Annotated in this window: 11 protein-coding genes and 1 tRNA gene; 1 reads left to right on the top strand and 11 read right to left on the bottom strand. The window is 59.7% G+C overall.

What is annotated here, in order from left to right:
• Nucleotides 1-8: 8 nt before the first annotated feature.
• The 4 genes from FIU86_RS06010 to FIU86_RS05995 are packed head-to-tail and all read right to left on the bottom strand — an operon-like array spanning nt 9 to nt 3,908.
• Nucleotides 9-1,166, bottom strand: coding sequence for a DNA polymerase III subunit delta' (locus tag FIU86_RS06010; protein ID WP_152476972.1), 1,158 nt, complete (start codon nt 1,164-1,166; stop codon nt 9-11).
• Nucleotides 1,166-1,792 (bottom strand): dTMP kinase, encoded by a 627-nt coding sequence (gene tmk / locus FIU86_RS06005; protein ID WP_152474235.1) that lies wholly within the window; start codon nt 1,790-1,792, stop codon nt 1,166-1,168. Before tmk ends, FIU86_RS06010 begins: the two co-directional genes overlap by 1 nt.
• Complete coding sequence (locus FIU86_RS06000) at nt 1,789-2,955, bottom strand: D-alanyl-D-alanine carboxypeptidase family protein (RefSeq protein ID WP_152474234.1); 1,167 nt, start codon at nt 2,953-2,955, stop codon at nt 1,789-1,791. The genes tmk and FIU86_RS06000 overlap by 4 nt, the downstream gene beginning before the upstream one ends.
• A gap of 14 nt (nt 2,956-2,969) precedes the next feature.
• Nucleotides 2,970-3,908 carry an SPOR domain-containing protein gene (locus tag FIU86_RS05995; protein ID WP_152474232.1) on the bottom strand — a complete coding sequence of 313 codons (939 nt, stop codon included), beginning with the start codon at nt 3,906-3,908 and terminating at the stop codon, nt 2,970-2,972.
• A 202-nt stretch (nt 3,909-4,110) separates the two neighbouring features.
• Here FIU86_RS05995 and FIU86_RS05990 point away from each other — a divergent pair.
• Nucleotides 4,111-4,200 (top strand) — tRNA-Ser (locus FIU86_RS05990).
• Nucleotides 4,201-4,266: 66 nt separating this feature from the next.
• Here the strand turns inward: FIU86_RS05990 and FIU86_RS05985 are convergent.
• The 7 genes from FIU86_RS05985 to edd form a co-directional block, all read right to left on the bottom strand.
• Nucleotides 4,267-4,725, bottom strand: a complete 459-nt coding sequence (locus FIU86_RS05985; RefSeq protein WP_216647205.1) for a hypothetical protein — start codon at nt 4,723-4,725, stop codon at nt 4,267-4,269.
• A 12-nt stretch (nt 4,726-4,737) separates the two neighbouring features.
• Nucleotides 4,738-5,775 (bottom strand): restriction endonuclease, encoded by a 1,038-nt coding sequence (locus FIU86_RS05980; RefSeq protein ID WP_172977447.1) that lies wholly within the window; start codon nt 5,773-5,775, stop codon nt 4,738-4,740.
• Between the two features lie 564 nt (nt 5,776-6,339).
• Nucleotides 6,340-9,213 carry a DNA methyltransferase gene (locus tag FIU86_RS05975; protein ID WP_152474230.1) on the bottom strand — a complete coding sequence of 958 codons (2,874 nt, stop codon included), beginning with the start codon at nt 9,211-9,213 and terminating at the stop codon, nt 6,340-6,342.
• A 406-nt stretch (nt 9,214-9,619) separates the two neighbouring features.
• Nucleotides 9,620-10,971, bottom strand: a protein-coding gene (locus FIU86_RS05965) for an IS3 family transposase (protein ID WP_152474229.1) whose coding sequence is annotated in 2 segments (ribosomal slippage) — nt 9,620-10,635 and nt 10,635-10,971 — 1,353 coding nt in all. Because the reading frame shifts where the segments join, the coding sequence is not laid out codon by codon here.
• Between the two features lie 285 nt (nt 10,972-11,256).
• A complete protein-coding gene (pgi, locus tag FIU86_RS05960) occupies nt 11,257-12,864 on the bottom strand; it encodes a glucose-6-phosphate isomerase (RefSeq protein ID WP_152474227.1) in 1,608 nt (535 codons plus the stop codon).
• Nucleotides 12,861-13,514, bottom strand: coding sequence for a bifunctional 4-hydroxy-2-oxoglutarate aldolase/2-dehydro-3-deoxy-phosphogluconate aldolase (gene eda, locus FIU86_RS05955; protein ID WP_152474226.1), 654 nt, complete (start codon nt 13,512-13,514; stop codon nt 12,861-12,863). Before eda ends, pgi begins: the two co-directional genes overlap by 4 nt.
• Nucleotides 13,515-13,518: 4 nt before the next feature.
• A complete protein-coding gene (gene edd / locus FIU86_RS05950; RefSeq protein WP_152474225.1) occupies nt 13,519-15,330 on the bottom strand; it encodes a phosphogluconate dehydratase in 1,812 nt (603 codons plus the stop codon).
• Nucleotides 15,331-15,385 lie beyond the last annotated feature (55 nt).

The following is a 15,385-nucleotide window of genomic DNA, read 5'->3' as shown; positions in this document are numbered from 1 at the left end:
GACGGTGTTCAGAGGGATGTAGCGGTCTGCTGCAACTTGAACACCGTATCAAGCACCAAGGCGGCAGGGTCAAGGTTGACCGCCCGCCCGTGACGCGCTCGCGCACCCACCTCCTGCGCGCAATCGGCCCAGGCCCGCGCCTGTACAGGATTGCCCGCCAGCTTGCCGATGACCTCGGCCTCGCCCGTGACGGCCTCGGGCGGCAGGATCCCGGTGGCCCCGGCCCGTGCGACGCGGGCCAGGAACATGTCCACCAGCGTCAAAAGCAGATCCAGCTTTTCCTCCGCCCCGCGCTGTGCCGCCGCTTCGGCCAGCTTGATCGCGCGCGGACGGTCCAGCATCGGCAGGCTGGCGACAAGTCCAACGATCTCGGCATAGATCTTCAGGCCGTCGAGGTTGTAGAGCCGGACCGCCTCTCCCGCTGAACCGCCCGACAGTTCCGCCAGCCCCGGCGCCTGGCCGCCGGGGTCGACCCCCGCCTGATCCAGCGCGGCGATCACATTGTCGGGGCTCAGCCGCTCCAGCCGCAATTCGCGGCAGCGCGAACGGATCGTCGGCAACAGCCGCGCGGGCTGATGCGCCACAAGCAGCAGCGTCGTGCGCACCGGCGGCTCTTCCAGCATCTTCAGAAGCGCGTTCGCGGCGGACGTGTTCATCTCATCCGCGGCATCGATGATGACCACACGCCGTCCGCCATCCACCGCGCTCAGGTTGACGAAGTCGGCCAGCTCGCGCACCTCGTCCACCCGGATCTCGCGCGAGAATTTGCCCTCTTCGAAATTCTTCTGCCGGTCGCTGTCGCTGGTGCCCTGCCCGCCCCGCCGCACCAGATGCAGCCCCGGCTCGGACCCCGCCAGCACGCGCCGCGTGACCGGGTGATCCTCGGTAATCTCAAGGCTGTGGGGCGCGGGCAGCGCATCGCCGAACAACCCGCCGCCATCCGCGTCAGGGTCCGGCGTCGCCAGCAGGAACCGCGCGATCCGCCACGCCAGCGTCGCCTTGCCCACCCCACGGGGCCCGTGGATCAGCCAGCCGTGATGCAGCCGTCCCGCGTTGAACGCCTGCAAAAACGCCCCCTGTGCAGCGTCCTGCCCGAAAAGGCGGGCTGTCTCGCGCGGGTGCGGCGCGCCTTCGACGCGGTCGGGAAACGGAATGTCACGGTCCATCATGTCAGGCGCGGTTCTACCGCAGCCCGTACATCCGCCGCAATCGCTTCGATCCCGCGATTGCCGTCGATCACCACGAACCGGTCAATGAACTCCTCGGCCAGATCCAGGAATCCCTGCCGCATCTGCGCCTGCAGGCTGGCGCCGAAGCTCTCGAACCGCTCTTCGCTGCCGCCGCGCGATAGGGCCCGTTCCAGCCCGGTGCCCGGGTCCATGTCGATCAGGATCGTCAGGTCCGGCTCGCGCCCGATCATCAGAGTGTGCAACGCATCGACCTTGTGGCGCAAATCCCCCCGGCTCAGCCCCTGGTACATACGTGTGCTGTCGGCGAAACGGTCGCAAATCACCACTTTCCCGGCCGCCAGCGCAGGCTCGATCAGCCGTTCCAGATGATCCCGCCGAGCAGCGGTGAACAGCAGCAATTCGGTCTCGGCCGACCAGCGGTCGGCATCGCCTTCCAGCACCAGCTTGCGGATTTCCTCGGCGCCTTCGCTGCCGCCCGGCTCGCGTGTCAGAATGACCTCGTGCCCCGTGCCCTGCAAATGCTCGGCCAGCAGACGGGCCTGCGTGGACTTGCCCGACCCGTCTATGCCTTCAAAAGTGACGAAACGGCCCTGACCGCTCAAAGCGCGCCCTCGGGCCCCTGTTGCAGACGTTTCAAGAGCACACCCGCGACCGTCTTCAGCCGCACGGCAAAGCCGCCCACGGCAACGCTTTCGGAGGCGACCAGTGGCACGCGCATCTCCGGCAGGCCTTCGGGCGTAAAGACCAGCTGGGCCAGTTCGTCACCCTGCGAGATGGGCGCGCTCAGCGGGCCTTCATAGACCACCTCGGCGGTCATGTTGTCCGACCCCAGAACCGGCACCAGTGTCGTAAGGTCCTCTGCGGGAGTCAGCCCTACGGTTGACGCGCTTCCCATCCAGACTTCGGCGCGCGAGACTTCTTTGCCGGCCTTGACGATCTCTTTTTCGGCAAATTGACGAAAGGACCAATTCACAAGGGCTTCCGCCTCTTGTGCTCTTTGGGCCGCAGTGTCCAGTCCCGACAGAACGAACACCACCCGGCGCCCACCCTGTTCGGCCGATCCGGTCAGCCCATAGCCCGCCGCCTCGGTATGCCCGGTCTTCAGGCCGTCCGCCCCGATCCCCAGCTTCAGCAGGGGGTTACGGTTCTGCGTGTTTTGCGGCGCGCGACCGTCGAACTCGTACTCGGTCTCGGCAAACATCGGGTAGAAGTTCGGAAAGTCCTTGATCAGGCGCTCGGCCAAGATCCCAAGGTCGCGCATGCTCATCCGATGGCCCGCGGCGGGCCAGCCGTTGGAATTGGCGAAGGTCGAGTTGGTCATGCCCATGTCCTGCGCCCGTTGGGTCATGAAGCGGGCGAACCCGGCCTCGGTGCCATCCGGGCTCAACGCCTCGGCAATCACCGCGCAGGCGTCGTTGCCCGAAAGAACGATGATCCCGCGCAGCAGATCCTCGACGCTCACCCGGTCGGTGGTGTCCAGGAACATGGTCGAGCCGCCATAGCTCATGGCGTGCTGCGATACCGGAAGCTTTTCCTGCAGGGAAAGCCGCCCGTCGCGTATGGCCTCGAACGCCACGTACAGCGTCATCAGTTTCGACATCGACGCCGGCGGCAGCGGCTCGTCGGCATTTCGGCTGAGCAGTACGGTGCCGGTGCCCAGATCCTTGACATACGCGGCCTTGGCGCTGGTGTCGAACGCCTGCGCCGGCAAGGAGAGCGCAATCACCGCGACACAGGCGGCAAGGAAACGTGCAAGTATGGTCATGGTCAGGGTCCGGTTCAGTTGGTTACAGCGTACGCGTCATCAAAACCAACCTCTTTGACCTTTTTCAACAGGACACTTTGCTCAGACTTGGTCTGGGCAGGTCCCACGACCACGCGCCAAAAGGTCTTGCCCTGCGAGCTTTGTTTTTTAACGGTCGGAACCATGCCCTCCTGCCGCATGGCGGTGGCGGTATTCCGCGCATTCTGCTCGACCGAGAAGATGCCGATCTGCAAGTACGGCTTCGACAGAGACGAACCCGAACGCACCGGCGCCGCCGCCGCTTGGGTCGGTTCCGGCGCCGGTTCGGTGGCAACGGCGGCCGTGGCGCCGGCCGTCTGGGTTGCCGGTCTGACCGGCTCGGCGGTCTCGGCGTTCTCGATCGCCGCGGCGGCTCCGGCCAGCGGGTCCAGCGTGGTCTGTTCGACCGCGGCGGGGGCCAGCGCACCCTCTTCGCCCTCGGTCTCGGCGGCGGCCAGCGCCTCGGGGTCCGGCGCGGACTCGCGACGCAGGGCCGTCACGTTCAATTGCGACGGTGCACCGGCCAGCATGCCCAGAGCGTCGGCGGCATCGGACGAGACCTGAAGGACCGGCCCCGGATTGCTGCGTTCACGACGGAACAGCGCGCCAATGACGAACTTGCCGTTCTTGGTGTTGCGGATGATCACGCGCTCGGGCTCCTGCACATCCGGATGCGCGACCCACACGCCGCCCAGCGACGGACGCCCGTCCCACAGGCCCTTGTCGGTCACCTGGAACACGTCGGGCGCTTCCACGTCCCGCTCGATCAGCTTGACCGAGTTGTCCGCAGAGGTCACCTCTTCGGCTTCGTTGGCTTGCGATTTGAAAAGGCCGAATTCTCCGCCCTCGGTGCAACCGCTCAGCACCAGCGAGATCACGCTGGAGGCGGTGATCAGGCGCACACGCGCACCTTTGCCCGTCCTTTGAAATGTCATGTTTCGTCCCTTGCCTGTCATGCACCGTTTTGGGTGCGGGTGCCGGTTATCCGACGTTTGCTCGAGCTCGCAGCAACCTGCGATTGACAACAGGATAACCGCTCTGGACCGTTCTGAAAAGTCTACAAAGCCGATTCGGCGAATTTCCCCTGAACTTCACGGCTTTCAGAATCGCGAAAGCCACAGTAACAACACCGGACGCGGAGGTTTGGCAGAGTGGTCGAATGCACCGGTCTTGAAAACCGGCGGGCGTGAAAGCGTCCCCAGGGTTCGAATCCCTGAGCCTCCGCCAGCTAACTTATATTTTTTGTTAATTATCAAAGATTTAATTAATAACCTATCGACACCGCCCCCCAATCTATCCGCCATTTCGTTTTTTCACGTGGGCTGCTTTGATCCTTAGCCGCGCGAGTAAAGGATAGCGTCTTGTAGTGAAACGATCCGCGATTTGGTCCCAAGGAAGATATTCACGTAGTGCGGCGCATCGTTGCGCGCCTCGGTTTGGTGCCACGACAACAGCTTTGAAGGTCGTGTCTAGAATATTGCTTGGCATCTCTATGGCCTCGGATAGCCAAAACAGCATCGGTGCGCATTGAATGTGATTGTAGACAAACCGCGCATCCCGTTTGACCTCAGAGCGGTCATACGCGCCTGGGCCATGGTATTCGGCCAACCATCCTAGCCAATGCTCTTTCTGAGAACGATACCAGGCCCGGTTAAAGCCAACGCCTTCACGCAACGCGCTTTCCAGTGCTTTGGTTCGGGGTAAATACTCGGGCAAAGGCTTGATGTGGGCGCGCAGAACCAGAGGTGTCATGTCATGCCAACTTTAGTCTTGCTGAAGGTCTGGGACGAAAATCTGTTTCAGCGGAATCAAAGCACGGTAACGAGGGGACAATTTCGCGTAGTGCTCGAAAACCAGCTCCACAAACTGTTCACCGTTAATCAATCGCAGCTTGGCGCGATTGCGCTCCAGTTCGACCGCGCCTCTGGCGAATGAGCCGAGATTGACAAACAGGCCATATTCTCCGTCCCCTAGAGTTCCCAGAAGCTGGTCTACATCGGGGCGGGGTGTCTGTCCCGTTGTGCGCTTACATTGTACTTTGACTATGGGCGGTTGAAAGCCTAGCGGGTCCGTGTGCGCGATAACATCTACGCCTCCGTCGCCTGACTTCGGGGTAACGCGGGCTGTGTAGCCCATGCATTCCAATAGGTGTGCAATTAATTCCTCAAATTGATGTCCCGTCAGTTCAGTCATCAACCGCTTGATGATGAAATCGCTGGTGCTGGCCTCAGCTTGGATAGCGGCGGATACGGTCGCTGTGTCGTCGTCTTCGATTTCGTCTTGTTGTTCCTCATGCGTTTTCGACACTGATTTGCGGTTTGCCGGTGTAGAGAGATTGATCTTTGCCAAGAACTCACTGTCATAGCGGCGAATGCGGAACATGGTCAGGAACGAACCGATTTCATGCAGCGCGGCTTGGCTGAATTCGTCGCGCGGAAAGTGTCCCAGCCATTGGACCTTTTGCCGTGTTGGGTATCCGTCGGGGTCGCCTTCGATGTAAGCGGCCTCACCCGTGAAGCGCCCAATATTCACCATGCGGTCAGCTTTTGATGGATACACGACGATATCACCCGCGTGGATTTTATGCAGAAACTTGAACATGGACCCAGCATCAACCGGAACAGCACCTGCTTTTTTGTCTGGGTAGGCTGCTACCAACGCCGCTTTGAAAGCTTCGCGGTCAGGAGCAATTTTGGTCAGGTCGCCAATAGCGGGCCAACCAATAGCGACATAGCCACCTTCTATAGGGCGGTCGCCAACATGCTTGCCCATGTGGACGCCCCAAACAGTGAGATGAGACATTGAAGCTTCCCTTTACCTTAATGCTTTCGAGTTCAATTTTCTAAGCGTCAACAAGCACGTCGATACAAGTGTTAAGGAAGCGAATTCCGTGCGCGAAGTTCTGTTCCTGCCCAATGAATGCATACTCAGCCTTCATGCCGTGAAAAAGGTTATTGCGCAGTCGAAAACAAATCGCACCGACGCCCCTTACAATCTGCTCCGAACATGCGTTTGGTTGCAGCGCATGAGTTATGCATTCACGAAGGTTTTCTCCTCGGTGTGTTAGTAGATTATTGAGCCGATAGTCAGCATCGGGAGCCAATCTATACCTTTGGATAAAGAACTGAGTTTGGCCAGAAATATGTGTACATATCACTTCAGCCTGTTGGCCAAACCAATTATTGTGAAGCAACTTGGCTCCCGTAGCTTCAAACTCAAAAACCCTACCCTCAAACAACTGCCAGGTATGTGCGAACTCATTAATGCGCTTTTTTTCAGTTGGCGTTAGTTCAGAAAAGCCCGGAGAGAGCCTATCCAAATTTCTCCTAGTGCACGCAAAAAACGACATAGCAGGGTGCCCTCACTTTACTTCAGATTTTCCGTAGCCCGCTCTTGGTTGAGCTTGAACAAACGGGCTAGGATTTCATCTTCTGTCAGCGCACCTGAGCGCCAGTCGTCGCCCCAGCCGTAGGCTTCGGCCACCGCTTCGTCCAAAGCCTTGCAGGCGTGGTCAAGCCATGCGGGGCGGACGTTGTAGAGGTTGGTCAGGGTGCGCTTCTTGAGTTCCTTCGCGGCCTTGTCGTCTTTTGGTATCAGCCGGTCAGGGTAGCCTTCGACCACTTCGGGAACCCGGTCCACGAGGTCAGGCGGATTCAACCAATTTTCGCGAAGGCGGTTAAGCTCTGCGGCGGCTTCGGCGATTTTCTGGGCGCGCGGGTCGCCTACGCAATCGGATGCGGGAATGTCTGGCGTCATGCCGACCGGGAACGGAAATGTCTCGAAGCAGCTTTTCGCATTGTACGTAGGATCATTGCCAACACCATGCCAAGAGCACGTCGCTAAAGACCAAAGCTCATGAAGCTTTGAACTAAGGACACCAAACGTCGCATCGTCTTCTGCAGCGATCACGACCAGCCTGCTATCTGCCAAAGCGCTCTTGTCCGCCCATACAAAGAACCGGTGCTTTGCAACTCGGGGTGTAACAACAAAACGGAATAAGCCCTTCAGAGCGCGCCGCATTCCCGGACGTGCCTCGCCATGAATCCACCAGTACTCTCGGTGATTGTCTCGCCGTAATCCGTCACGCTTAGGCTTCACCAGTGCCTGCACGATCTGGAACGGCTCTTCATATAGAGCGGCGTCACTCATGGGCATATTTGGTCCAAAATCGATGATCCATTTGCCGCTCGGTCGTCGGGTTACGTCCATACCGTTAAGCCAAGGTCGAACCACATCTCCATTTGTTCGCCCATTGGGATTCTGGGGGCGCGCAAGCAATTTTAACGCCAATTCTCGGCTGACCTCGAATGGACCGCTTTTCTGATCGCCGATGAAAGCCTTCGATGCATTCCGCGTCAGAACCTCGGCATTCGTCAGGTCCATGTTCGCAGGCCCCAATTCTGAGAGGTCCGACGAGATTCGATCTACTTCAACTCCATTGAGGCGCGGCCTGACAGACTGGTCCTTATCAAAGGAAATCATTGAAACCCGAACGGCAGCTCCATCGACGGTCCATGGCTCATCGGACCAAGCATCAAAGATTTGCCCTCCCTCTACCATGGGTTTGAGGACTTCGCGGTTTGCCCCAGCGCGTATTGAGTTTGTCGAAACCAGACCTGCTCGCCTCAAGCGCCCTTCCTCTAACATCTCCCATGCCTTCGCGAACCAGTATGCGACTAGGTCGACACCCCCGGGCACTTCTCTCCATGCTTTGCGAAGTTCTGTGACATAGCTCTCTCCCAGCGCCGACATCATTCGCTTGTTTCCTAGGAACGGTGGATTTCCGACCACCACGTCAGCATCCGGCCAGTCAGCTTTGGACCCGTCCGCTGCAAGTACGGCGTCCCGGTGTTCGATGGTGCCTAACGGGCGGAGAATCGGGTTTCGGGCCGCATTGAAACCGTTCCGGCGCATCCACTGGATTTCGCCGACCCATACCGACACACGCGCCAGTTCGGCGGCATAAGAGTTCAGTTCGATCCCCTTCACGCTTTCGGGCCCTATGGTCGGGAATCCGCGCGGCAAGCCCATGGCCTCAGCTTCAAGATTAGTGCGGTGTTCAATGTCCTTCAGCGCCAAGAGGGACAGGTACAGGAAGTTGCCGGACCCACACGCAGGGTCGAGCACTCGGAAGCCTCTCAGACGCTCCAGAAACGTGGCATGGAGGCGTTCGGCTTCTTTCTCGGCCCTGGTCCTAGCAGAGCGTGACTTGGCGCTCTCCGCTTTGCTCAGCGCGGCTTTAATCTGGGTTTTCACCTCAGTCCATTCGGCAAGCAGCGGCTCCACCACCACCGGATTGACGATTTGCATGATCTTGTCGCGGTCGGTGTAGTGCGCGCCGAGCTGAGACCGTTTGTCCGGGTCAAGCCCGCGCTCGAACAGCGTGCCGAGGATGGATGGATCAATGTCTGACCAATCCAGATGCGCGGCACGAATGAGGTCGTCTAAATCTTCCCATTCAAGTGGCAACACATCGTCGTTGTCAAAGAGACCACCGTTAAACCACTCGACCTTTGTAAACCCTACTAGGCCGCCGTCCTTCATCGCCGTGAACAACGTTTTCGCATGTGTTGCGAAGCTGGCGGGATCAGGTCGCGCAGCCTTTATCATTTCTTCGAACATCTTGTTCGGCAGAAGCTCAACGTCCTCGGCGAACATACAGAACACGAGGCGGTTTACGAAATGTGCCACCTTTTGCGGGTCATGACCTCGTTCCCGCAGACGTTGGGCAAGATTGGCAAAGTTCTGCGCCGCTTGTTCGGTTACCAATTGCCGGGTCTTTGTGGGCTTAAAAGCCTCAGGTTTCAGAAAGGCATTCCGCAGCTTACTGCGGTTCGCGGCGTCTTTGAGGTCTTCCAATGTCAGGGTGTGCGTTTGCTGTACCGTGTTGGTCCAGTTTGTATGGATACGTATTACATCCATGTCCGACACTATCAAAAGCGGCGGGTTTTCTAGTGCGATGGAATACTGCAAAAGCTGGTCAAACGCCTTGTCCAGATTGGCCCGTTTGCCCTTATATTCCCACGCGAAGCAATCCTTGCGCCAGACGTCGGCCCAGCCTTCACCGCCACTAGTCTTGGATGCGCCTTTCTCGAAGGTAAACCATTCGCCCTTACCGTCAGCCGTTGTCGGGTCGTCCAGTTCCAGCAAACGGCACAAGTCATTGAAATGCGATTGAGATGCGGAGCGCTCCTTGAGTTCGGTATTGCGCCATTTGGTGATAAAGTCTTGAGGCGTCATTGATGGTCCTAGACGTTCCGCACCCGCCCAATAGAAGCAGGGTTTGCGCAGACGTCAACTGTAGGACGAGTGGTCTGTTCGGTAATCAGACGTCGAAATACATTTTAATTTCGTCTTCGCTGAGCAAGTGGCGAAACTTCCTGATAAAAAGTTGGTCCGCTTGATCCTCGCACCACTGAATTTCCCAACGTTTGCGCTGATACGTCCGTTGCCACATGCCTTTGGGTTTTGGCGCTATCAAGTGCGCTGTTCCGGGTTCCCCGCCCAGCGCGATGCGGAGTTTGTTTGCTCGGCGCAACAAGCGGTCGTATCGCGGTTCAGACTGACTGGCATGTCCGTCTTCAGAGTTTTTCGGACAAGTCGTTTGTTTTGGTAACGGAGGCTCTGGTTCGGTTTCTGTTTGAGTTTAGGCGACCGCGGCTTTGTGCTGCAACCGGCGCTTTCGGATTGTCTGTTTCTTGATCTCCTCTCTCATTTTCAGGATCGTCCGACCCCGACCGTGGTAGACGTCAGCCGGCGTCAGGTTATCCAAGCTCTCGTGGTATCGCCGAGTGTTGTAGTATCCGACGAAGTCGCCGATCTGGCGTTCAAGATCCCCCGGCAGATAGTAGTTCTCCAGCAGAACCCGGTTCTTCATGGTCTGGTGCCAGCGTTCGATCTTGCCCTGGGTCTGTGGGTGGTGCGGCGCTCCGCGGACGTGATCCATACCTTTGGTATCGAGGTAGTCGGTCAGGTCGGCCGCAACGTAGGACGAGCCGTTGTCGCTGAGCAGCCGGGGCTTGTGAACGACTGTCGCATGAGCACAGCCCGAGGCCTCCAGCGCCAGATCCAGCGTGTCCGTCACATCCACGGCCTTCATTGTCGTGCAGAGCTTCCACGCGATGATGTAGCGGCTGTAATCGTCGAGGATCGTGCTGAGATAGAACCAGCCCCAACCGATGACCTTGAGATAGGTGAAGTCGGTTTGCCAGAGTTCGTTGGGCCGAGTTGTCTTGTCCCGGAACTCATCGGCGGCACGGATCACCACATGGGCCGGAGCCGTGATCAGGTCCTGGGCCTTGAGAATGCGGTATGCCGAGGACTCAGATACAAAATACCGTTTCTCATCGGTGTATTTGACCGCCAATTCCCGTGGCGTCAGATCCTCATGATCCAGCGCGAACTCAACGAAGGCGTCGCGGATCTCGTCCGGGATGCGGTTCCACACCGCCCGAGGCCGCGGGGACGTGTCACGCAAAGCGTCAACGCCGCCATCGGCCCACCGCGCATACCACTGGTAATAGGTGCTGCTGGGAATGCCGAGCATGGTCAGGGTCCGCCTGACCGGCAAATGCGAGGCTTCGACTGTCCGAATGATCTCGAGCTTCTCCGAGGCTGGGTATCTCATGCGTCGTCCTCCCCATCCCCGAACGTGCTTTTTTTGAGCAGCCTGTTCTCCAGTGTCAGCTCCGCGACCACTTCTTTCAGCGCGGCTGCCTCAGAGCGCAGTTCCTTGACCTCGGGAGCTGTCGCCTGACGGGCTGTGTCACCCGCCAGCCGGTTCTTCCCAGCCTCAAGAAACTCCTTCGACCAGCTGTAATAAAGGCTCTCAGCGATCCCTTCACGACGGCACAGGGCCGCTATGCTTTCTTCGCCCCGCATCCCGGCAAGCACGATGCGGATCTTCTCCTCCGCCGAGTAGTGCTTGCGGGTCTTACGCTTGATACCCCTAACAAGCTTGTCAGCAGCATCCTTGGATGTTCCGGATCTCTTGTTCATCTTCGCTCCATTATGGCTTCGATGAACCAGAAATCCTCCGTTCCTCAAACACCTAAATCTGTCCGGTAGGTGCTGACGTTAGACAGCTTTGGACCTGAGTGTTGGAAGGGCGGGAAGGAGAAGTTCGCTGCACTCTGCAACAATGTCTGCAAAAAAGTGTAAGCGGACATTCAACATCCGCCATACATGGTCGGTGTCTAACAGCATATAACGCAACTGAAGTTTCAATAGAGTTCTGCCGCGCTTCGGCTACGGCTAAAACCAAAGCTAACCCTGGCTATCTTGTTAGCTGCACAACGCATGGATTAGCTTCCGCGTCGACGCGTCTTTGCCGCCGGCAGGCGCACCCTGAATAAGTGGAATTAGAGCATTTGCCAGCTCCTTTCCAAGCTCCACCCCCCACTGATCGAAGGAGTTGATGCCCCAGACCACACCTTCGACGAATACGCGATGTTCATAAAGGGCGATAATCTGTCCCAGTACGAATGGAGTCAGCTTGGGATAGGCGAGCGTGATGGACGGGCGGTTGCCGGGAAATGTGCGTTGCGCTGCCTGTATCCTTCGATCTTGACCCTCAAAGCCAAGCGCGGCGGCTATTTTCATCGCCTCGTCAAAAGACCGTCCGACCATCAGCGCTTCGGACTGGGCCAAGCAATTCGCCTTGAGCAGGTCATGATGCCCACTCAGATGGGATTCGTGGCCGTCCGCCGCGATCAGGAATTCTGCGGGAACAACTTCGGTTCCCTGGTGCAGAAGCTGGTAGAAGGCATGTTGCCCGTTCGTGCCGGGTTCCCCCCAGACCACGGGGCCTGTCTCGTGCGTGAGAACCTTGCCGTCGATGGATACACGCTTGCCGTTGCTCTCCATGTCCAGTTGTTGCAGGTAGGCCGGCAGGCGCGACAGACGTTGATCATAGGGCAGCACCGCACGCGTTGCATAGCCACAGATATTGCGGTGCCAGACACCCACGAGCCCCATCAGAACCGGCAGGTTTCGGGCAAACGCGGCTGTGCGGAAATGGGCGTCCATTGCGGCTGCGCCCGACAGGAACACGCGGAAGTTATCCGGGCCGATTGCCAGCATGATGGGCAACCCGACCGGCCCCCAGAGCGAATAGCGCCCGCCGACCCAGTCGGCGAAGCCGAAGACCCGCTCCGGGGCGATCCCCAGTTCGGCGGTCTTGTCCAAAGCGGTCGACACGGCAGCCAGATGTACGCCTGTGTCGTCGCCCACGCCTTGGCGCAGCCAATCGATAGCCGTCGCGGCATTGGTCATTGTCTCGATCGTGGTGAACGTCTTGGAGGCGACGATGATCAGCGTGCGGGCCGGATCGAGCGGTCGGAGCGTGTCGGCAATATGCGCTTCGTCTACATTCGAGACGAAGTGGCAGCGCGGCCCGTCGTGGTATGGCGCCAGAGCGCGCGTTGCCATGGCTGGTCCGAGATCGGAGCCACCGATGCCGATATTGACCACATCGGTGAAGGGGGCGCCGGTTGCGCCGGTGATTTTGCCCTTGCGAATGTCTGTTGCGAAACCTTCCATCCGACGCAGGGTTTCAGTGATGCTCGGGCGCACGTCTTCGCCATCGACGAGGAGCGGTGCCGTGTCATGTGAGCGCAGCGCGGTGTGCAGGACCGCCCGGTTTTCGGTCGTGTTGATCTTCGCGCCATCGAACATCGCGTCACGCTTTTGTGCCACACCCGCCGCCGCCGCCAGATCAACCAGCAACGCCAGCGCCTGCTGATCGATATTGGTCTTGGAGAAATCCAGCAGCATGCCATCAGTTTCGACGGAAAAATCGCGGATGCGGTCGGGATCGTCGAACAGGCTTAGAATGGACCGCTCGCTTCCTTCAGCGTGATTCTGTTCAAGCTGTCGCCAGATATCTGTCATGCGGAGGTTCCCAGTTGCGCGGCATCTGTGGCAAGTGTCTCGATGGCGGCCCAATCGCCCGCGTCGATAAGCTGTTGCGGTGCAACCCAGCTTCCCCCTGCGCAGAGAACATTGGGCAGCTTCAGATAAGAGAGTGCGTTGGCAAGGTTGACGCCGCCTGTGGGGCAGAAGGTGATCTGCGGCAGGGGCGCGCCGATGGCCTTGAGCGCGAGCGCCCCGCCCGATGCCTCGGCGGGGAAGAACTTGAGCGTGTCATATCCGCGTGTCAGCAGGCGCATCGCTTCGGTTGCTGTGGCTGCGCCAGGTAAGAGCGGCAGGTCTTCGGCTTCACAGGCGGCCAGCAGCTCGTCCGTGGCGCCGGGGGATACGCCGAAAGTGGCACCGGCGGCCTTGGCCGCGCGGACATCCTCGGGGGTGATCAGTGTTCCGGCGCCGACATGTCCGCCGGTGACCTCGCTCATGGTTTGGATAGCCTCCAGCGCAGCCGGGGTGCGCAGTGTAACTTCCAAAGCGGGCAGACCGCCGGCCACCAGTGCTTCGGCCAAGGGCCGCGCTGTCGTCACGTCCTCGACCACAAGGACCGGAATGATCGGGGCCAGAGCACAGATTTCACGGGTACGCTGGCTGGCATTTTTGGGCGAAAGCGTCATGGCCTCAGTCTCCGAAGATGGTCGCGCCGGTGGTGGCGGATCCGACCGTGTTGCGGAATGTCGCGAAAAGCTCGCGACCTGTACCCGCGGCATTTGCTGAAAGGTCGGCAGTGACCGCGGGTCTCTCCGACACGCCGGGCGTCAGGATGTCGAGCGTGCCTTGCGTCGCATCGATGCGCATTCGGTCGCCGTCTTGAAGTTTTGCAATTGGCCCACCATCCACCGCCTCGGGACAGACGTGGATTGCGGCGGGAACCTTGCCAGATGCACCCGACATGCGCCCATCAGTGACAAGAGCCACTTTCTGTCCACGCCCTTGAAGGATCGACAGAAGCGGCGTCAGACTGTGCAGTTCAGGCATGCCGTTGGCCTTGGGGCCTTGAAAGCGGACAACCACGATCACGTCGTCCGCCAACTCGCCGGCCTTAAAGGCGGCCTTCACCGCTTCCTGATCGTGGAACACACGCACGGGCGCTTCGATAACGTGATGCTCGGCCGCGACGGCAGAGATCTTCATGACCGACGTTCCAAGCGATCCGGCCAGGCGCCTCAGCCCGCCGGTGGGCTGGAACGGATCGCTGGCGGGGCGCAGAATCTTGTCGTTCAGGCTTTCGTCGAGGCCGTCGTGCCAGCTGAGTTCGCCGTCCTTGAAAACGGGATCTTTCGTGTAGTTCTCAAGCCCGGCGCCCGCGACGGTCTTGGTGTCAGGGTGCAACAGGCCCGACTTGAGAAGATCACCGATCATGTAGCCAAGGCCCCCCGCGGCGTGGAAATGGTTCACGTCGGCCAGACCATTGGGATAGACGCGTGCCATCAGCGGCGTGATGTCGCTCAGTTCCGAGAAGTCCTGCCAATCGAGGATGATCCCGCCCGCCCGGGCCATGGCGATAAGATGAATGAGCAGATTGGTGGACCCGCCGGTGGCATTGAGCCCCACGATCCCGTTCACGAAGGCGCGTTCATCAAGGATATCGCAGACCGGCGTGTAGTCATTGCCCAGCGCACTGAGGCTGAGCGCGCGCTTGGCGCCTTCGCGCGTCAGCGCGTCGCGCAGGCCGGTATTGGGTGTCACGAAGCTGGCCCCGGGCAGGTGGAGGCCCATGAATTCCATCAGCATCTGGTTGGTATTGGCCGTGCCGTAGAAGGTGCAGGTGCCTGGCCCGTGATAGGACGCCATTTCGGCCGCCATCAGCGCATCGCGGCCCACTTCGCCTGCCGCGAATTCCTGGCGGACCTTGGCCTTTTCGTCATTGGGCAGGCCGCTTTCCATCGGACCCGCGGGCATGAACACAGCCGGAAGGTGTCCGAAGGCCTGCGCCGCAATCACCAGCCCCGGCACGATCTTGTCGCAGACGCCAAGAAACACGGCGGCGTCGAAGGTATTATGGCTGAGTGCAACGGAAGCGGCCAGCGCGATGACGTCGCGCGAGAAAAGCGACAGTTCCATCCCCGCTTCGCCCTGTGTGACCCCGTCGCACATCGCCGGAACCCCGCCCGCGACCTGGGCGGTGCCGCCGACCTCGCGCGCGGCCTGGCGGATCAGATCGGGGAAACGTTCGAAGGGCTGATGCGCCGACAGCATGTCGTTATAAGCCGTCACGATCCCGAGGTTGCCCGCGCCGGTGGCGGCCAGCCTGTCCTTGTCGGGCCCGGACGCCGCATAGGCATGCGCCTGCCCGCTGCAGGACAGATGCGCGCGCGCCGGTCCCTTGGCACGCGCGGCCTCCATGTTGCTCAAATGAAGCGTCCGTGTGGGTTCACTCCGAGCGATAATCCGCTCTGTCACCCGCTTAACCGTGTCGTTTACTGCGGTCATCTTGGCCCTCCTTCCTTGCGTTGCGCACCCGGGGGCGCGTCGCCAACAATAAGAC

The organism is Roseovarius sp. THAF9, from assembly GCF_009363715.1.
In the GTDB taxonomy this organism is placed as follows: Bacteria; Pseudomonadota; Alphaproteobacteria; order Rhodobacterales; family Rhodobacteraceae; genus Roseovarius.
Note: the sequence above shows the minus strand (reverse complement) of the source record. Positions and strands in the feature narration are given on the sequence as shown.